Annotated in this window: 16 protein-coding genes; 11 read left to right on the top strand and 5 right to left on the bottom strand. The window is 65.2% G+C overall.

The features are described 5' to 3' along the window. Positions 1–144: 144 nt before the first annotated feature. Entirely contained in the window at positions 145–591 is a 447-nt protein-coding gene (locus ACOCG7_RS30515; protein WP_073427873.1) for a lytic transglycosylase domain-containing protein, read from the bottom strand. Between the two features lie 513 nt (positions 592–1,104). On the opposite strand from ACOCG7_RS30515, the gene gspD reads away from it, so the two are divergent. The 3 genes from gspD to gspF are packed head-to-tail and all read left to right on the top strand — an operon-like array spanning position 1,105 to position 6,240. Next, positions 1,105–3,471 carry a type II secretion system secretin GspD gene (gene gspD / locus ACOCG7_RS30520; protein ID WP_073427874.1) on the top strand — a complete coding sequence of 789 codons (2,367 nt, stop codon included), beginning with the start codon at positions 1,105–1,107 and terminating at the stop codon, positions 3,469–3,471. Further along, entirely contained in the window at positions 3,468–5,018 is a 1,551-nt protein-coding gene (gene gspE / locus ACOCG7_RS30525) for a type II secretion system ATPase GspE (protein ID WP_073427875.1), read from the top strand. Before gspD ends, gspE begins: the two co-directional genes overlap by 4 nt. Positions 5,019–5,022: 4 nt before the next feature. After that, positions 5,023–6,240 (top strand): type II secretion system inner membrane protein GspF, encoded by a 1,218-nt coding sequence (gspF, locus tag ACOCG7_RS30530; RefSeq protein WP_421378465.1) that lies wholly within the window; start codon positions 5,023–5,025, stop codon positions 6,238–6,240. Positions 6,241–6,308: 68 nt separating this feature from the next. Here gspF and ACOCG7_RS30535 read toward each other — a convergent pair whose 3' ends face one another. Then, positions 6,309–6,722 (bottom strand): type II secretion system protein N, encoded by a 414-nt coding sequence (locus tag ACOCG7_RS30535; protein WP_073427934.1) that lies wholly within the window; start codon positions 6,720–6,722, stop codon positions 6,309–6,311. Positions 6,723–6,892: 170 nt separating this feature from the next. Here ACOCG7_RS30535 and gspG point away from each other — a divergent pair, with 170 nt between their 5' ends. From gspG to ACOCG7_RS30575, 8 genes are all read left to right on the top strand, one after another. After that, positions 6,893–7,357, top strand: a complete 465-nt coding sequence (gene gspG / locus ACOCG7_RS30540) for a type II secretion system major pseudopilin GspG (RefSeq protein WP_073427877.1) — start codon at positions 6,893–6,895, stop codon at positions 7,355–7,357. 179 nt (positions 7,358–7,536) lie between these two features. Beyond that, positions 7,537–8,046 (top strand): GspH/FimT family pseudopilin, encoded by a 510-nt coding sequence (locus tag ACOCG7_RS30545; RefSeq protein ID WP_235004822.1) that lies wholly within the window; start codon positions 7,537–7,539, stop codon positions 8,044–8,046. A gap of 1 nt (position 8,047) precedes the next feature. Continuing rightward, positions 8,048–8,452 (top strand): type II secretion system minor pseudopilin GspI, encoded by a 405-nt coding sequence (gene gspI / locus ACOCG7_RS30550; protein WP_073427879.1) that lies wholly within the window; start codon positions 8,048–8,050, stop codon positions 8,450–8,452. Continuing rightward, positions 8,430–9,107: a PulJ/GspJ family protein gene (locus ACOCG7_RS30555; RefSeq protein WP_073427880.1), complete on the top strand. Its 678-nt coding sequence runs from the start codon at positions 8,430–8,432 to the stop codon at positions 9,105–9,107. Before gspI ends, ACOCG7_RS30555 begins: the two co-directional genes overlap by 23 nt. A gap of 634 nt (positions 9,108–9,741) precedes the next feature. Further along, on the top strand, positions 9,742–10,782 hold the full coding sequence (gspK, locus tag ACOCG7_RS30560) for a type II secretion system minor pseudopilin GspK (protein ID WP_073427935.1): 1,041 nt from the start codon (positions 9,742–9,744) through the stop codon (positions 10,780–10,782). A gap of 28 nt (positions 10,783–10,810) precedes the next feature. After that, entirely contained in the window at positions 10,811–12,208 is a 1,398-nt protein-coding gene (gene gspL / locus ACOCG7_RS30565) for a type II secretion system protein GspL (protein WP_073427881.1), read from the top strand. After that, positions 12,205–12,708 carry a type II secretion system protein M gene (locus ACOCG7_RS30570; RefSeq protein ID WP_073427882.1) on the top strand — a complete coding sequence of 168 codons (504 nt, stop codon included), beginning with the start codon at positions 12,205–12,207 and terminating at the stop codon, positions 12,706–12,708. The genes gspL and ACOCG7_RS30570 overlap by 4 nt, the downstream gene beginning before the upstream one ends. A 28-nt stretch (positions 12,709–12,736) precedes the next feature. Next, positions 12,737–13,516, top strand: coding sequence for a type II secretion system protein N (locus ACOCG7_RS30575; RefSeq protein WP_073427883.1), 780 nt, complete (start codon positions 12,737–12,739; stop codon positions 13,514–13,516). A gap of 120 nt (positions 13,517–13,636) precedes the next feature. Here the strand turns inward: ACOCG7_RS30575 and ACOCG7_RS30580 are convergent, their stop codons facing one another. The 3 genes from ACOCG7_RS30580 to gshA form a co-directional block, all read right to left on the bottom strand. Continuing rightward, on the bottom strand, positions 13,637–15,214 hold the full coding sequence (locus tag ACOCG7_RS30580) for an efflux transporter outer membrane subunit (protein ID WP_073427884.1): 1,578 nt from the start codon (positions 15,212–15,214) through the stop codon (positions 13,637–13,639). A gap of 259 nt (positions 15,215–15,473) precedes the next feature. Next, on the bottom strand, positions 15,474–15,980 hold the full coding sequence (locus ACOCG7_RS30585; RefSeq protein ID WP_176035751.1) for a hypothetical protein: 507 nt from the start codon (positions 15,978–15,980) through the stop codon (positions 15,474–15,476). Positions 15,981–16,191: 211 nt separating this feature from the next. Further along, entirely contained in the window at positions 16,192–17,808 is a 1,617-nt protein-coding gene (gene gshA, locus ACOCG7_RS30590) for a glutamate--cysteine ligase (protein WP_073427937.1), read from the bottom strand. Between the last annotated feature and the right edge of the window lie 125 nt (positions 17,809–17,933).

Raw genomic sequence — 17,933 nt, forward strand, 5'->3', positions numbered from 1 at the left:
ATTGTGCATCAAACGGGCAGCACCCGCGTGACGGAGCGGATCGGAAAGTCGGCGCGGACCACGCTCGGGAGCCCGAGGCCGAGCACTTGCGCGAGGAAAAATCAATGAGCGCGGCGCGGGTCAGCGCGCCAGCGGAAACACCGCTCAGCGCGCAGCCGGCATCAGATTCCACTTGCGCAGGATCGCGGCGATCTGCTGCGCATACTTGTCGCGTAGCGCCGGCGTCTCGGAGTGGTATGCGCCGATTGCCTGCCAGGTGTTGCCGTATTTGTTCATCTGACGGCGCAGATGCCATGCCGCGATATAAACGTTCTTGCAAGGCTCCATCAGCGTGCCTTGCGAGATGCCGTACTGAGCCAGCGTGGGCAGGTGAATCGAATTGATCTGCATGACGCCGTAGTCGGTCGAACCGTTAGCGTTCTTATGCCGCGCGTCCGGCCGGTTGTGCGACTCCTGCCAGGCAATCGCACGAAGGATCAGCGGATTGACCTTCTGATATTTGGCCGCCTCGTCGAAGCAATCGGCGCGTGCCTGCCCTGCTGCGGCTAGCACGGCAAATCCTGCGGCGACGGTGACCAGGGTGCGTCTCATCAGTCAAGATCACTAAACAAAAAGGCAAGAATAAAGTTTGCGAGGGCGATTCATCGGCCATACTTCAGTCACTGAAAGCCGCCGAGGCTTACGGGCCGGGGTTGCCGCGCATCGGGGAAACCCCGCATCGGCAAGATGCAACCGGCGACTCGAACGGCTCGTATCATACCGGCAGGTCTTGGGGCGTCAAGTTAGCTAACCGACATAAGACGGCGAAAAAGACGTGCTTTTGCTGCTCGCCTCAGCGCAAACTGTTGACATTCAATAGGTTGATTACCGGCGGTGGTCCTGCGAGGAATGGCACCGCGGTGTTTTGTTGTGACAAATCCGACATGAAAAACTGTTACTGTTCTTTTTTTTCGGACATCGGATGGCCGGCATCCGGGGCGGTGATCGCCTTTGAAGCTGGCTGGCAGACCGACAGGGCGGCGGCCTGCTCCTATGTCCGCACAGCGTGACCGTCGGCAGCTACGGCTGCCGACATCAATACCCTATTCCATGAAAAGAAATCGTATGGCTTTGCGTCGCATCGCAACGGCGCTGCTGGTGGTTGGACTGATCACCGCGCAGACAGCACAGGCGCAGGTGACACTCAATTTCGTGAACGCGGACATCGACCAGGTGGCGAAGGCGATCGGCGCGGCAACGGGCAAAACGATCATCGTCGACCCTCGCGTGAAGGGTCAACTGAACCTCGTGTCGGAAAATGCGGTACCTGAGGATCAGGCGCTGAAGACTCTCCAGTCGGCTTTGCGCATGCAGGGCTTCGCACTGGTGCAGGACCACGGCGTGTTGAAAGTCGTGCCCGAGGCCGACGCCAAGCTGCAGGGTGTGCCGACCTATGTCGGCAATACGCCCAGCGCGCGCGGCGACCAGGTGGTCACGCAGGTGTTCGTGCTGAAGAACGAATCGGCCAACAACCTGCTGCCGGTGCTGCGTCCGCTGATCTCGCCGAACAACACCGTGGCCGCTTATCCGGCCAACAATACGATCGTCGTCACCGATTACGCCGACAACGTACGCCGCATCGCGCAGATCATCGCAGGCGTGGATACGGCCGCGGGCCAGTCGGTGTCGGTCGTCCAGTTGAAGAACGCGAACGCGCTCGACATCGCCACGCAATTGAACAAGATGCTCGACCCGGGCGCGATCGGCAGTACCGACGCGACGCTGAAGGTATCCATCACCGCTGATCCGCGCACCAACTCGCTGCTGATCCGCGCGTCGAACGGTGCGCGTCTCGCCGCGGCGAAAGCGCTCGCCAAACAGCTCGATTCGCCGACCACCATGCCCGGCAACATGCACGTCGTGCCGCTGCGCAACGCGGAGGCGACGAAGCTTGCGAAGACCTTGCGCGGGATGCTCGGCAAGGGCGGCGACACCGGCTCGTCGAGCGGCTCGAACGAAGCGAACGCCTTCAACCAGGGCGGGGGCGGGGGCGGGGGTGGCCTGGGCGGCAACTCGACCGGCACCTCGGGCACGCCTCCGCTGCCCGGCGGCGGGCTCGGCAGCAGCTCGATGTCGTCGTCAATGGGCGGCGGCGGTGGTGGTGGCGGCGGCGGCGCATACGGCGCGGGCGGCGGTTCGGCCTCCGGCGGCCTGTTCGGCAGCGATAAGGAAAAGAGCGACGACAATCAGCCAGGCGGCATGATCCAGGCGGATTCAGCAACGAACTCGCTGATCATCACGGCGTCCGAGCCGGTGTATCGCAACCTGCGGGCGGTGATCGAGCAGCTCGACGCACGCCGCGCCCAGGTCTACATCGAGGCGCTGATCGTCGAACTCAACTCGAACACGAGCGGCAATCTCGGCATTCAGTGGCAAGTCGCGAACAATTCCGTATTCGCCGGCACCAATCTCGCCACCGGCTCCGGCAACAGCATCGTCAATCTGACGGCGGGCGCCGCCACGGCCGCGACCGGCGGTCTCGCCTCGGCGCTCGCAACCCAGGGGCTACAGCAGGGCCTCAACGTCGGCTGGATTCACAACATTTTCGGCGTGCAGGGTCTCGGCGCGCTGCTGCAGGCGCTGTCGCAAACCGCCGACGCGAACGTGCTGTCCACGCCTAACCTGATCACGCTGGACAACGAGGAAGCCAAGATCGTCGTCGGTACGAACGTGCCGATCCAGACGGGCTCGTATTCGAACCTGACGAGCGCCACCGCGACCTCGGCGTTCAATACCTTCGACCGCGTCGACGTCGGTCTGACGCTGCACATCAAGCCGCAGATCACCGATGGCGGGATTCTCAAGCTGCAGCTCTACACGGAAGACTCGGCGATCGTGAACGGCACGACCAACGCGGTGACCAACCCCGCCGGCCCGCAGTTCACCAAGCGTTCGATCCAATCGACGGTGCTCGCCGATAACGGCGAGATCATCGTGCTGGGCGGCCTGATGCAGGACAACTACCAGGTCAGCAACAGCAAGGTGCCGCTGCTGGGCGATATTCCGTGGATCGGCCAATTATTCCGCTCGGAACAGAAGACCCGCCAGAAGACGAATTTGATGGTGTTCCTGCGCCCGGTGATCATCAACGACCGCGATACCGCGCAGGCTGTGACCTCGAACCGTTACGACTATATTCAAGGCGTGCAAGGCGCATACAAGTCGGACAATAACGTGATGAAGGACAAGGACGACCCGGTGGTTCCGCCCATGCCGACCGGTCCCAGCCAGGGCGGCTCGCCCGCGATGAACCTGTTCGATCTCGACCAGATGCGTCGTCAGCAGCTAGCGCCGCAGCCGCAGCCTCAGTCGCAGCCGCAGCCGCGCTCGTCGACGCAGCCAGGCGTCGCCCCCCTGACAAACGGCGGCGCGGTGCAGTCCAACCCCGTGACGGTCGCGCCGTCCACCGCATCGCCAGGAGTTCAGCCGTGAGCACGCCGTCCACGCCGCCGTCATCCGCAAAGTCGCCTGCATCGGCGCGCGCTGCGACGGTTGCGCCCCCGGCGATGACCGAGCAAGCCGAGCGCGCGGCGCCCTCGGGGATTGCCGCACGCCTCGTCCCTTACGGCTTTGCCCGCAGCGGCCAGATCCTGGTCGCGCATCAGCATGCCGACAGTCTCGAAGTCTGGATCAGCGAGCGCACCAACGACGCCGCGCTCGCGGAAGTCGCGCGCAACTTCGGCGCGTTGTCGGTCACGCGTTTGCCCGCCGACGAGCTCGCGCAGGCGATCAACCAGGCGTATGCGCGCCACGACGGCAGCGCCGCGCAAGTGGTCGGCGAAGTGGAAGGCGAAGTCGATCTGTCGCGCCTGATGCAGGACATTCCCGAGGTCGAGGATCTGCTCGAGTCGGAAGACGATGCGCCGATCATCCGCATGATCAACGCGCTGCTCACGCAAGCCGCGCGCGAGCAGGCGTCGGACATTCACATCGAGCCGTTCGAGACTTCTTCCGTGGTGCGTTTTCGGGTCGACGGCACGCTGCGCGACGTCGTGCGGCCGAAGAAAGCGCTGCACGGCGCACTGATTTCGCGGATCAAGATCATGGCGCAGCTCGACATCGCGGAAAAGCGTCTGCCGCAAGACGGCCGTATCACGCTGCGCGTGGGCGGCCGTCCGGTCGACGTGCGCGTGTCGACGCTGCCCACCGGGCACGGCGAGCGCGCGGTGCTGCGTCTGCTGGAAAAAGACGCGTCGCGTCTGAACCTCGAAGCGCTCGGCATGGGGCCGGATACGCTCGTCAAGTTCGACAAGCTGATCGGCAAGCCGCACGGCATCGTGCTCGTGACCGGCCCGACCGGTTCGGGCAAGACGACCACGCTGTACGCGTCGATGTCGCGGCTCGAAACCGCGACCACCAACATTATGACGGTGGAAGACCCGATCGAATACGACCTGTCGGGCATCGGCCAGACGCAGGTCAACGAGCGGATCGGCATGACGTTCGCGCGGGCGCTGCGCTCGATTCTGCGGCAGGACCCGGACATCATCATGATCGGTGAAATCCGCGACCTCGAAACCGCGCAGATCGCGGTGCAGGCGTCGCTGACCGGCCACCTCGTTCTGGCAACGCTGCACACGAACGACGCGGCATCGGCGGTAACGCGTTTGACCGACATGGGCGTGGAGCCCTATCTGCTGGCGTCGTCGCTGCTCGGCGTGCTGGCGCAGCGGCTCGTGCGCCGCCTGTGCCCGGTGTGCCGCGAGGAGCGCGTCGAGGAAGACGGCCGCGTGCATTGGCATCCGGTGGGTTGCGACAAGTGCGGCCAGTCCGGCTACACGGGCCGCCGCGGCGTGTACGAACTGCTGCTGATCGACGACGAGATCCGCACGCTGGTCCACCGCAATGCGTCCGACGCCGAGATTCTCACCGCCGGCCGTGCGCAAGGCATGCGCACACTGCGTGAGGATGCGGACCGCTGGCTCGCCTCCGGGCTCACGTCGCTCGAGGAAGTCATCCGCGTGACGGGCGGAGCATAAGCGCATGCCGGCATTTCGTTTCGAGGCGATCGACGCGGCGGGCAAGGCGCAAAAAGGCGTGCTCGACGCGGACAGCGCGCGCGGCGCGCGGACCAATCTGCGCTCGCAAGGACTTACGCCGCTCGTCGTCGAACCCGCGGCGACGCGCACGCGCGGCGAGCGCAATCAACGCTTGTCGCTCGGGCGGCGCCTGTCGCAGCGCGAGCAGGCGATTCTCACGCAGCAACTCGCGAGCCTGCTGATCGCCGGCTTGCCGCTCGACGAAGCCCTTGCGGTGCTTACCGAGCAATCGGAGCGCGACTACATTCGCGAGCTGATGGCGTCGATTCGCGCGGAAGTGCTCGGCGGCCATTCGCTGGCCAATGCGCTGACGCAGCATCCGAAAGACTTCCCCGAGATTTATCGCGCGCTGGTGGCGGCCGGCGAGCACACCGGCAAGCTGGGTCTCGTGCTTTCGCGCCTCGCCGACTACATCGAGCAACGCAACGCGCTCAAGCAGAAAATCGTGCTCGCCTTCACGTATCCGGCGATCGTCACGCTGATTGCCTTCGGCATCGTCACGTTTCTGCTGAGCTACGTGGTGCCGCAAGTGGTGAACGTGTTCGCCAGCACCAAGCAGCAACTGCCCTTCCTCACCGTCATGATGATGGCGCTGTCGGGCTTCGTGCGGCACTGGTGGTGGGCGCTGATGATCGGGGTGGCCGTGCTGGTGTATCTGGTGCGCTCGATCCTGAAGCAGCCGGGCCCGCGCCTCGCGTTCGACCGCTGGCTTCTGACGGCGCCGCTGCTCGGCAAACTCGTGCGTGGCTATAACACGGTACGTTTCGCCAGCACGCTGGGCATTCTGACGGCGGCGGGTGTGCCGATTCTGCGCGCGCTGCAAGCGGCGGCCGAAACGCTCAGCAACAACGCGATGCGCGGCAACATCGACGACGCGATCGTGCGCGTGCGCGAAGGCACGTCGCTATCGCGCGCGCTCGGCAATACGAAGACGTTTCCGCCGGTGCTGGTTCACCTGATCCGCTCGGGCGAAGCGACCGGCGACGTCACCACCATGCTCGACCGTGCCGCCGACGGCGAAGCCCGCGAACTGGAGCGCCGCACGATGTTCCTCACGAGCCTGCTGGAGCCGTTGCTGATTCTGGCGATGGGGGGCGTGGTGCTGGTGATCGTGCTGGCGGTGATGCTGCCGATCATCGAGTTGAACAACCTGGTGCAGTAGCGCGGAAGTCTGGTCGGATCGCGCGGTGGCCGCGCAATCCGGTGAAGCCGGTCAGGACGCTCGACGCCTCAGCGCACGTAAATCGTAGGACCTGCCGCATTGGCCGGCAGGAACACTTCGGAATGCGCGCCGTTGCGGTCGATGATGATCGAACGGGCGCGCACTTCGGAGAGCTTGGCGCCTTGCATCAGCGCGCTGCCGAGCGAGACGGCGCGCGGCGGTTCACCGCCGACGCTGACGATGGCCGCGGCGCCTTCGCGCAAAGCGAGGATGCCGAACAGATGCACGTCCTGGTTGGCGGTGCGCGTGAGTTGCCCGCCGAACAGCGTGGCGGCCTGTTCGGTCGACACCTGAGGATGCGCGGCGGCCGCGGGCAACGGCGCACCGGACGTCGTGGCGAGCGTGATGACCCAGTAGGTCAATGTCGCGCAGAACACGGCGAACAGCGCGAGCGACAGAAGGCGGATTTGGATGGCGTTCATGCGCATCATTGTACGGACTATTGTGAAAATTGCGTTGGGTTGAAACCCTTCCACACCATGACATTAAAATGACCGGCCGGGCCTGTTCGATGGCACCCTGATTACTGACGCGCCCGCTGAAGCGCGAATTCCGTCCGATCGAAAATTCATCTGAAAAGAGGTAGCAAGTTATGCAACTGTCGACCACTCGCCGCGCTGAAATCGCGGGTTCGCGCAGCCGCCGTCAACGCGGTTTCACGCTGATCGAAATCATGGTCGTGATCGCGATTCTGGGCATTCTCGCCGCGTTGATCGTGCCGAAGATCATGAGCCGCCCGGACGAAGCGCGGCGCGTCGCCGCCAAGCAGGACATCGGCACGGTGATGCAGGCGCTCAAGCTGTACCGTCTCGACAACGGCCGTTACCCGACCCAGGAGCAAGGTCTGCGCTCGCTGATCGAAAAACCGGGCACGGACCCGGTGCCGAACAACTGGAAGGACGGCGGCTATCTCGAGCGTCTGCCGAATGATCCGTGGGGCAACAGCTATCAGTACCTGAATCCGGGCGTGCACGGCGAGATCGACGTGTTTAGTTATGGCGCCGACGGCAAGGCCGGCGGCGAAGGCAACGATTCCGACGTCGGCTCGTGGCAATAAGCTGCGGAGAAGCCGCTGATTTTGTCAGGTGCGCAGAGTCGTCCTTCTTTACGGTCGGCTCGCGCGTCCTGTCGATGTACCGTTTTTGACTTTTAGGTTGATCGTTCGTGGCCGGCACTATGCGTATGTCCGCTTGCAAGTCCCATGTGGACACTCCGTGTACGGCTTCGTTGCCGCGCATGGCGTGGGTCGGCGCGCGCGGGCGTGACCTGCCCCGTCCGCATGCGAGCGGCCGGAAGCGCGCAGCCGGTTTCACGCTGCTGGAAATGATGGTGGTGCTGGTGATCGCGGGTTTGCTGGTATCGCTGACCGCGTTGACGATGACGCGCAATCCGCGCACGGATCTGAACGAGGAAGCGCAACGTCTCGCGCTGCTGTTCGAATCGGCCGGCGACGAAGCGCAGGTGCGCGCGCGGCCGATCGCCTGGCAACCGTCCGAGAGCGGCTTTCGTTTCGACGTGCGTACCGAGGACGGCTGGCGCCCGCTGCGCGACGACCTGCTCGGACCGCGCCACTGGGAAGGCGGCGTGACCGGCGTGGCGATCAACTATCCCGGCTCGGATGCGCAGCCGGGCCGCATCGTGTTCGGCACTGAAGCGATCGACGTGCCGGTGCGGATTACGCTGTTTTCGGCGGCGGGGAGCGCGACGATCGTCGGCACCGGCAATGGCCGCTATGAGGTGCATTGAGATGTGGCGTTGCGGGAGCATGAGCGCGCGCGCGTCGCAGCGCGGTTTTACGATGATCGAAGTGCTGGTGGCGCTTGCGATCATCGCGGTGGCGTTGGGCGCGTCGTTGCGCGCGGTCGGCAGTCTCGCGACCGGCGAAGCCGATCTGCACCGGCGTTTGCTGGCGGGCTGGAGCGCGGACAACGCGTTGGCGCAATTGCGCCTGACGCATGCCTGGCCGAACGTCGGCTCGACGAGCTTCGACTGTTCGCAGGGCAACTTGCAACTGATTTGTACGCAGCAGGTGACGGCGACGCCGAATCCGGTATTTCGTCGGGTGGAAGTGATGGTGACGATGCCAGGGCGTTCCGGCAACTTGGCGCAGATGGTCACGGTGGTGGCGAATGAAACCAACCGTTCGCTCTAGGCGCCGCCGCCCGTCGGGCGCGCGTGGCTTCACGCTGATCGAGCTGCTGGTCGCGATTGCGATTCTGGCGGTGATCGCGGTGCTGTCGTGGCGCGGGCTCGACCAGATCATTCGCGGGCGGCAGACCATCACGAGCGCGATGGAAGAGGAGCGCGTGTTCGCGCAGTTATTCGACCAGATACGGATCGACGCGCGCCAGGCCGCGTCGGACGACGAATCCGGTCAGGCGGCCATTACGGTGTCCGGCAGCGTGTTGCAGATCGTGCGGCAAATGAACTTGCCGGCGACGGCGCCGCGCTTGCAGGTGGTTCGGTATCGGGTATCCGAGGGACGCGTGATTCGCTATGCGTCGCCGCCGTTGGGCAATGTCGGCGAGTTGCGGCGGGCGTTGCGTGGTGAGGAGGGTGAGGGGTGGGCAACGGTGCCGTTGATGGGCGGTGTGGGAGCGATTTCCGCGCGGGTTTATGTGCCCAAAGTTGGCTGGACCACGCAGATGAAGGACGTGCAGAGTGCGATTACCGAGAACGACAATAATCTTAAGGTGCCGCAGTTGGGGAATGCGCCGTTGCCGCGGTCTGTGACCGGGCTTGAGGTTCGTATCGGGGCTAAGGGGTTGGCGCGGCCTGTTACGCGGGTTTTTCTCGTCGGGGAATGATATGAGGTTCTCTTTTTTGTCTCCGCGACGCTCTGGGGTGTGGTTTTGTTGTTTTGGCCTTTCCTTGTTTTGTTGGCGGTCTATTAGTGTTGCCCCTGTGCGGGGCGGCACTTACTTTCTTTGCCGCCGCAAAGAAAGTAAGCAAAGAAAGCGGCTCGCACCGCCAGCTTTGAAGCGGGTCCCCTGGCTTGGAGGGGGCAGTGGTGCATCTGGAATCCGTGCCCTCGCACACTCCGCGCTCGTGACAAGGCAGTCATCCGTTCCGGCGGCGCTTCGCGCGCCGAGCGGCACTTCACAAAAACCATCGTTATCGCTATGTCCCATGCGAACCGTTCCGGCGAGCGCGCCGCGCGAGTCGGGAAGTATGACTGCCTTGTCACTGGGGGGTGAGGGTACGCGTGCACGGATTCCAGATGCACCACTGCCCCCTCCGAGCCAGGAGACCCGCTTGAAACCTAGCGGTGTAAGCCGCTTTCTTTTGCCTACTTTTCTTTGCGGCCGGCAAAGAAAAGTAGGTGCCGCCCCGCACAGGGGCAACGCTAATAGACCACTAGCAACACAAGAAAAGGCCAAAACAACAACAAAACCACACCCCAGAGCCTCGCGAAGACAACCCCATCAAGCCGGCGCAGCAATCATCAGCGCCCTCCTGGTAGTAGCCCTATCGGCCATACTGGTCTCCGGCATGCTCTGGCGCCAGCAAGTCCAAATCCGAAGAATAGAAAACCAGCGCCTCCTGTCTCAAGCCCAATGGGTCGCAAGAGGCGCCTTGGACTGGACGCGCCTGATCCTCCGCTCGGAGGGCGACACCTCGGCGGGCATCACCTACCTGGGCGGCCTATGGGGCGTGCCCATCGCCAAAACTCGCCTGTCGGATTTCCTGGGCCAAATCGGCGAAGTCCGAGCGGAACAAGGCGCGGAAACCTTCCTCTCAGGCTCGATCGAAGACGCCCAGTCGAAATTCAACCTCCGCAACCTGGTCTCGAGCCCGGCGCCCGGCGTCATGCAACTGAACCAGGAGCAGATCGGCGCCTATCAGCGCCTGCTCGTCTCGCTCGGCGTCAGCGGCCAACTGGCGAAAAACACCGCCGTGCAGATTCGCTCCAGCCTCGCGCAATCGGCGACGCGCTTTCAGACCACCACCTCTCCCACCGGCGCAACGGCGACGCCGGCGATTCAGGGCGGCGCGATGGGCGGCGGCTTCACCGACAAACCCGGCATCGAGGGCGGCGACGACAACGCGGCGCGCGCGCCGCTGCAACTGATCAGTGTCGATTCGCTGCTCGATATCCCCGGCTACACGCCGGAAATGGTCGCGCGCCTGCGCCCGTTCGTCACCGTGCTGCCGACCGCAACGGCGCTCAACATGAATACCGCTTCCGCCGAAGTGATCGCCGCGCTCGTGCCGGGCATGAACGTGTCGGCCGCTCAGGCCCTCGTCGCGCGCCGCAAGACGGTGTTTTTCCGTAACGCCGGCGACGTGCAACTCGCGTTGCGCGGCGCGGGCGTGCAACAGGTCTCGGTCGATCCGGCGCAGTTCGACGTCAACACGAACTATTTCCTGATTCACGGCCGCGTGCAGCACGAACGCGCCCAGGTGGACCGCACGACGCTCGTCTATCGCGACGCATTGACCCACACTACGCGTATCGTGCGGGTACAAGACCAACTATGAATAACGCCTTTCCCAGAGAGAGTGGACCTTGAGCACGCTGATCGTCCTATTGCCGCCGCGTGATCCGGCGGTGCCATCGCAGGAATGGCAACTGCCCGAGCTGCCGTTCGTGCTGCTCGACAAGTCGGGCCGCACCCAGCGCGCCGGCCGCTCGGCGCTCACGCTGCTGCCGCGCGCGGCGTCGACCGTGCTGATGGTCGCCGCCCGCGACCTGCTGATGATGCCCGCCGCGCTGCCGCCGCTGCGCGGCCCGCGGCTGCGTCAGGCGCTGCCCAACATCGTCGAGGATCAACTGATCCAGGACCCGCAAACCTGTCACATCGCCGTCGATCCGCAACCGCTCGCGGGCGGCCGGCAGTTGCTGGCGATCATCGACCGCGGCTGGTTCCGCTTCATCTGCGACGGATTTTCCGCGGCCGGCCACCGCAGCTTGCGCGCGGTGCCGGTGACGCGCTGTCTGCCGCAAGGCGTCGCGCTCGATACGCGCGTCGAAGTCGCCGAAACGGTCAACGCCGGCGAGCCGGTCGTCGCGGGTTCGTCCGATGTGACGACGGCATCGCCGGAGGCGGCGCCAGCGACGCCGATGGTGGCGGCGGTGCTCGGCGCGGTGGTCCAGACTGCCCCTGCGATGCTGCTGGAAGGCGCGGTTGAGCGCGCTCCGGAAAATGGCGTGCCGCGCGTCGAGCTGGCGATCGCGCGCGGCGTCCAGGGCGAAGGCCTGGCGGTGCCGGCCAGCACGGTGAATGCAACGCTCGGCGCGCTCGCCGGCGCGGCGCCCGTCTCGCTGTACATGCTGACCGAGGTGCCCGGCAACGAACCGAGCCTGGGCGCAAGCAGTCCGGCGCGGCTCGCCGCTTACGTGCATGGCGCCAGTCCGTTGCCGTTCGAGCAACTGGCGCGGCGCGCGCTGGAGTGCCGCCTCGATCTGTGCCAGTTCGAATTCGCCTCGCAGCCGTGGCGGCTCGACCGCGCGACGCTGCGGCGTCTGCGTCTGCCGGTGCTGTTGGCGGTCGGCGCGCTGGTGGTCGCGATCATCGGCGCGAACGTGCAGTGGCTGATGCTCGCGCGCCAACGCGACGCGATCAGCACGCAAATGACCGAACTGCTGCTCAACACCTTCCCCAAGACCACGGTCGTGCTCGATGCACCCGATCAGATGTCGCGCCAGTTGCAGCAGTTGCGCGTGGCTGCGGGCGAGTTGTCGCCGGACGATTTCCTGTCGCTCGCCGACCGCCTCGCGCGCTCGCTCGCGCCGGTGCCGCTCAACGGCATCGCAGGGCTCGACTATCACGACCGGCGGCTCGACGTGACCTTCAAGCCCGAGGTGAAGCTCGATCCCGACTTCGGCAAGCGCCTCGGGCGCAATGGGTTGAGCGGCGCGATCGACAGCAATACCGGCAAGTGGACCATCAGGAACGGACAATGAAAGCTCAACTCGCTCAAACATGGGCCGGCTTCTGGGACCAGCGCACGGAGCGCGAAAAAAATCTTCTGACGTGGGGCGGCGGCTTGCTCGCGGTGGTCATCGCGTGGTCGGTGCTGTGGGCGCCGGCGCAGGAGGGCCGCGCGCGTCTGCGTGAATCGCTGCCCACCTTGCAGCGCCAGTTGGCGCAGATGACCGCGCAATCGAGCGAAGCGCGGCAGTTGTCGGCGGCGGCTCAGGGCGTCGCGCCGACCGGCGCCGCGCTGAAGGACGCGCTCACCGCCTCGCTGGGCGATCACGGCCTCGCCGCCACCCAGGTGCAGGTGATCGGCAACGTGGTGCAGGTCCAGATGAAAAACGCGTCGTTCCCCACGTGGACGAGCTGGGTCGACGACGTGCGCAAGCAGTTCAAGGTGCAGGTGGCCGAGGCGCACGTGACCGCGCTCAAGGAAGACGGCCAGGTGGATCTGACGGCGTCGTTCCAGCCTTCGACCGCGAAATGAACATCACCGCGCCGTTACGGGATATCGCATGACTTACTGGATGCGGCGCTTGCGCGTCGCACTGCCCTGGCTGGCGATCGCGGTGCTGTCCGCCGCGGTCGTGATGCTCGCGTTGTTGCCGGCCGCGTGGATCACGCCGCAGTTCGCCAAACAGACGCGTGGTCACGTCAATCTGGTCGACCCGGCCGGCTCGCTGTGGCACGGCTCGGCCACGCTGATGCTGGCCGCCGGCTCCGACATGAGCGCGCCGACCCTCCTGCCTGGGCGGATCGAATGGCGCACGTCGTTCTGGCCGCTTTTCACCGGCCGCGTGCGCATGACCATGCGGCAGAGCGAAGCGATGCCCGAGCCGATCACCGTCGACGCCACGCCGCGCAGCGCCACGGTCACGCCGGGCGAACTCGCCGTGCCGGCGTCGCTGCTGAGCGGCCTGGGCGCGCCTTTCAATACGCTCGATTTGCAGGGCGAGGTGCGACTGTCGTGGTCGGACTGGCGCAGCTTCAACAAGGAGGCATTCGGGCAGCTCACCGTCACGCTGAACGACGTCAGCTCACGTGTGTCGCCGGTCAAGCCGCTGGGATCGTACCGGGTGCTGTTCCAGGCGCAAGGGGCTTCTTCGACAGTCGAACTGACGACGATCAAGGGCCCGCTGATGCTGGACGGCAGCGGCACGGTGTCGGCCGCTTCAACCTCGTTTCGAGGCACGGCCAGTGCCGCGCCGGAAGCGCGCGATATCCTCGCGGGATTGCTGAACCTGCTGGGGCGGCCGAGCGGACCGGGCACGGTGACGTTGAGCTTCGCGCACTGACGCGGGCGAACGCCTTTTGACGTCCAGACAACGCCGTTGAAAAAGAAGCGGCATGGTGCGTGCGCCATGCCGCTTCTTTTTCGCCCTTCTTTCCTGCCGGTTCGTTTGCGAGCCGCGCGTCTATTTGCTCTGCGTCTGCGTCTGCTGCTGCGACGGCGCCGGCGTGACTCCGTTTTGCGCCACGGGCGTGGCCGATGAAGCCGGCAGCGGCGCCGGCGCCGCCACGTCGCCCGTTTCACGATTCATTTGCGACGCGTCCCAACCGCCGCCCAGCGCCTTCACCAGACCCACCGACGACACCATCCGCTGTCCCGCGATGCTCTTCAACTTCTGCTCGGCGGTGAAGGCGGTGGTTTGCGCGGTCAGCACGTTGACGTAGCCGACCGTGCCCGCCTTGTATTCGTTCGTGACGATCGCGAGCGCCTGCCGGGCCGACTCCACCGCCTGCTGCTGCACGACGACTTCCCTTTCGAGGATGCGCTGCGACGCGAGGTTGTCCTCGACGTCCTGGAACGCGGTCAGCACCGTCAGGCGGTAAGTGGCGACATCGGCGTCGTAGGCCGCGCGAGCCGCTTCGGTCTGCGCCTTGCGCAAGCCGGCGTCGAAGATCGTCGCGGCGAGTTGCGGGCCGAGCGTCCAGAAGCGCGACGGCGCGGTCAGCAACTGCGAGAACACGGAATTTTCGAAGCCGCCGCTGGCCGACAACGTGAGCGACGGGAAAAACGCCGCAATCGCCACGCCGATCTGCTCGTTGGCCGCCGCGGCCTTGCGCTCCGCCGACGCGATATCCGGACGCCGTTCGAGCAGCGCCGACGGCATCTGCGCGGGCACGGCCGGCGGCGTGGCGGTGAGCGGCATCGGTGGAATCGAGAAGGTGGAGGCCGGTTCGCCGACCAATACCGCGATCGCGTGTTCGTCCTGCGCGCGCTGCACGCCGTTGTCGATCGCCGCCGCCTGGGCCGACTGCAATTGCGTTTGCGCCTGAATCACGTCGGAGCGCGCGGCGACGCCCGCCGCGTACTGGTTTTGCGTGAGTTGCAGCGAGCGCTGATAGGCCGCGACGGTCTCGTCGAGCAATTGTTGGGTGGCGTCGAGCGCGCGCAGCGAGAAATAGGTTTGCGCGAGCGTGGCCTGCGCGGAGAGCCGCGCGTTCGCCAGGTCCGCGGCGGCGCCTTGCTGGCCGGCTTTCTGCGCGTTGACCGAGCGGGTCACCGAGCCCCACAGATCCGGCTCCCAGCTCGCGTCGAGCTGTACGTTGAAACTGTTGCTGACGCCGGAGCGGCTGCTGGTGGAACCCGTGGACGATGAACCGGTGCCGGAACGTGTCGCGCCCGCCGACGCACCGATTGTGGGGAAATAGGCGGCACGCGCTTCGCCGACCAACGCGCGCGCCTGGCGATAGGCGGCGGCATATTGAGCGATGGTCTGGTTCGCGGTGTTCAGCTTCTCTTCGAGCGCATTAAGCTGCGGGTCCTGGTAGATGGTCCACCAGTCGCCGCGGTCTTGCTGATCGGCCGGTTGAGCGACTTTCCAGCCGGGCGCGGCTTCCTTGTAGGACGCGGGGATCTCGGCGGCGGGCCGCTTGTAGTCGGGGCCGACCGCGCAACCGGCCAGCAGGGTGGCAAGCGCCGCGGCAACCGCGAGAGTGAGGACGCGAGGCGCAAGCATCCGCGCGCGCGAGATTCGATCAGACTGCATGCAATGGATTCCTTCTGGACGCCGCGGTGCGGCCGATCACGGCGCTGCCGGCCTGGCGAGCTCGTGAGTCTGCCGGCATGTTAGCGTGAGTCCGCGCGAGGCGCGGCAAACCGAAAGGGTAATGCGGGGAGAAGTGCGGGTGTGTTACTTGGGGTATCGCGTTGGTTACTTGCTGTTACCGCGATGGGCGATTGATTCGTGGTTTTGCCCGGCGCCGCACTGTTGGTCATACGCGAGCGGCGTTCCCGCCGCCCTCCACTTACTGCGTCACCCCTTCGCCATTCGCTCCCGGGACCGATTGTCCCTGCGCGGCATCGGGATGCATCGCCGAAGATGCCGGCGCTGCCTGCGACGCTTTCCCCCCGCTCTGCGGCGCGACCGTCGCGCTGCCTCGCACATATTGCTTGAAGTCGGCGCCGGCTTCCCACGGGTTCGGCTTGCAACCGAGCGAGCCGTCGCAGTGCGCGGCGAAGCCGATCGTTGCCGTGCCGTCAGGGTTCGCGGCTCGCGTGATCTGATACGCCAACGCACGTTTGCCGCCGTCCGGACCCGCGGTCTGGATCAGCGTGTCGGTCGCGGATTCGACGCTGTACTTCGAATGGCTCGTCACCCACGTCTGCGCGCGTTGCCACCATGCGTCGCATTCGACCTTGTTCGAACACGTCAGCGGTGTCGTCGCGATCTGCATGACGTCCGGATCGACTTGCCCCTGTGTCGAACATCCCGCCGCCATGATGCACGCCACGGCCAACAGACTTTTTTTCACGTTGATTCCTCCCTGTTCGAAGCCTCTCCTTCAAGTTTCGACCGCGATGTCGGTACGGTGTTTCATCCAGATCAGGGAAGCGTCAAAACGCGCGGAGAATTTGCCGATGTCGTTTTATCCGCAACGCCGCGCGATGTAGACGTTACCTGCGCGCATGAAAAAAGCGGCCTCGCGGGCCGCTTTTCATCTCAGCGACATGCGTCGCTCAATCTCAAACGCTGAAGCGGTTCAACGTGTACGCGCGATAAGCCGCGACAAACGCATCGAATGAACCGACTTCTTCCTGTTCGAGCATGGCCTGTTCGGCAAGCGATTGTTCGGCGAGGTCTGTGAACGCCCTCGTCTCTTCGGCATTCAGCGGACGCGCGCGGAAATACTCGGCGTGCGCTTCGCTCTGCTCGAGTCCGAACGCGAGGAAACTCTGTTCCTTGTCACGCATGGTCCGCAGCACGCGCGCCGAGGGCGTGAGCGATGCGTCCGCCAGCTTCGCGCGTTGAACCGCCACGGCGCGCGCATGGGCGTCGCCGCCTTGCAACGCGTCGAGTGCGGCGGCCGCCGCGTCGATCTTCACGAAGATTTCGTTGGCCCAATCCGTCATCGCGACCGGACGGCCGTCGCGCGTGAGTTCGAGGCCGGGCTTGCGGCCCTCCATCGTCACGCGGCCGAAGTTCCGGTTCGCCTCGGCGTAGGCGTCAGGCGGCAGCGGCGCGCTGTCGTCCAGTGCGCAGACCAGCAGGTAGGCGTCGAGAAAGCGCGACGTTTCGAGCGAAATACCGGCCGGCTCGAACGGATCGATGTCCATGCAGCGCACCTCGACGTACTGCACGCCGCGCGCGGCCAGCGCATGCAGCGGACGCTCGCCCGGATGCGTGACGCGCTTCGGACGAATGGTCGAGTAGAACTCGTTTTCGATCTGCAGCACGTTCGTGTTGATCTGCACCCACTCGCCGTCGCGCTGTGTGCCGATCGCCTCGTAGGGCGGATACGGCTGGCTCACGGCTTTCCCGAGTGCGTCGAGGTAGCCCGGCAACGTGTCGTAGTCGGCGTGCAGCGCGGCTTGCGCCGTGGTGTTCGAATAGCCGAGGTCGCTCATGCGCAGGCTGGTTGCGTAGGGACGGTACAGCGTGTCGGCGTCGAACGTTTCGAGCGTGTGTTTGCGATCGCGCAGGAAGCGGCGATCCAGCGCCGGCGATGCGCCGAACAGGTACATCAGCAGCCAGTTGGTGCGGCGGAAATTGCGGATCAGCGCGAGGTAGCGGTCCGACTGAAAATCGACGGCGTTCGCGGTGGATCGCTGGTCCGCCTGCAACACGCGCCACACTTCCTCGCTCAGCGAATAGTTGTAGTGGATGCCCGCGATGCATTGCATCGTGCGACCGTAACGCAGCGCGAGGCCGATGCGGTACACGTACTTCAATTTGCCGATGTTCGACGTGCCGTAGCGCGCGATCGGGATGCCCTCGTCGGTGTCGGGCAGCAGGCCCGGCATCGAGTTGTTCCACAGAATTTCGTCGCCGAGTTCGGCGTAGACGAAACGATGCAGCGTGTCGAGTTTCTCGAGCGTGATCGCCACGTCGTGCTCGGCGGGCGTGATCAGTTCGAGCAGCGCTTCGGAATAGTCGGTGGTGAGCGATGGATGCGTGAGCGCCGAACCGAGCGCGCGCGGATGCGGCGTCAACGCGAGCTTGCCGTCCCGCGTCACGCGCAGGCTTTCTTTTTCGATGCCGCGCAGGCCGCTTACCAGCGCGTCGCGCCGAGGGCCGGAGGTCAGCACGGACAGGCGGTGCGAGAACACGTCGGTCGTGCGGGAAAGTGTGGTGTTTGGCATTGATGCGAGTCGGGCGTTGTCGGCCGCCATGTGCCGCTTCACTGCTCACAGGCAGCATGGCGCGGTTGACAACGTTCGGCGGAATTTTCAGGTAGCGGGCACTTTAACATCTCGCCACGGCGGCT

This window comes from Paraburkholderia sp. DD10, from assembly GCF_049177125.1.
Lineage (GTDB): Bacteria > Pseudomonadota > Gammaproteobacteria > Burkholderiales > Burkholderiaceae > Paraburkholderia > Paraburkholderia terricola.

Coding starts and splice junctions, on each gene's coding strand:
- ACOCG7_RS30515 (WP_073427873.1), bottom strand. CDS start 591: ATGAGACGCACCCTGGTCACCGTCGCCGCAGGATTTGCCGTGCTAGCC.
- gspD (WP_073427874.1), top strand. CDS start 1,105: ATGGCTTTGCGTCGCATCGCAACGGCGCTGCTGGTGGTTGGACTGATC.
- gspF (WP_421378465.1), top strand. CDS start 5,023: ATGCCGGCATTTCGTTTCGAGGCGATCGACGCGGCGGGCAAGGCGCAA.
- ACOCG7_RS30535 (WP_073427934.1), bottom strand. CDS start 6,722: ATGAACGCCATCCAAATCCGCCTTCTGTCGCTCGCGCTGTTCGCCGTG.
- gspG (WP_073427877.1), top strand. CDS start 6,893: ATGCAACTGTCGACCACTCGCCGCGCTGAAATCGCGGGTTCGCGCAGC.
- ACOCG7_RS30545 (WP_235004822.1), top strand. CDS start 7,537: ATGGCGTGGGTCGGCGCGCGCGGGCGTGACCTGCCCCGTCCGCATGCG.
- gspI (WP_073427879.1), top strand. CDS start 8,048: ATGTGGCGTTGCGGGAGCATGAGCGCGCGCGCGTCGCAGCGCGGTTTT.
- ACOCG7_RS30555 (WP_073427880.1), top strand. CDS start 8,430: ATGAAACCAACCGTTCGCTCTAGGCGCCGCCGCCCGTCGGGCGCGCGT.
- ACOCG7_RS30570 (WP_073427882.1), top strand. CDS start 12,205: ATGAAAGCTCAACTCGCTCAAACATGGGCCGGCTTCTGGGACCAGCGC.
- ACOCG7_RS30575 (WP_073427883.1), top strand. CDS start 12,737: ATGACTTACTGGATGCGGCGCTTGCGCGTCGCACTGCCCTGGCTGGCG.
- ACOCG7_RS30580 (WP_073427884.1), bottom strand. CDS start 15,214: ATGCAGTCTGATCGAATCTCGCGCGCGCGGATGCTTGCGCCTCGCGTC.
- gshA (WP_073427937.1), bottom strand. CDS start 17,808: ATGCCAAACACCACACTTTCCCGCACGACCGACGTGTTCTCGCACCGC.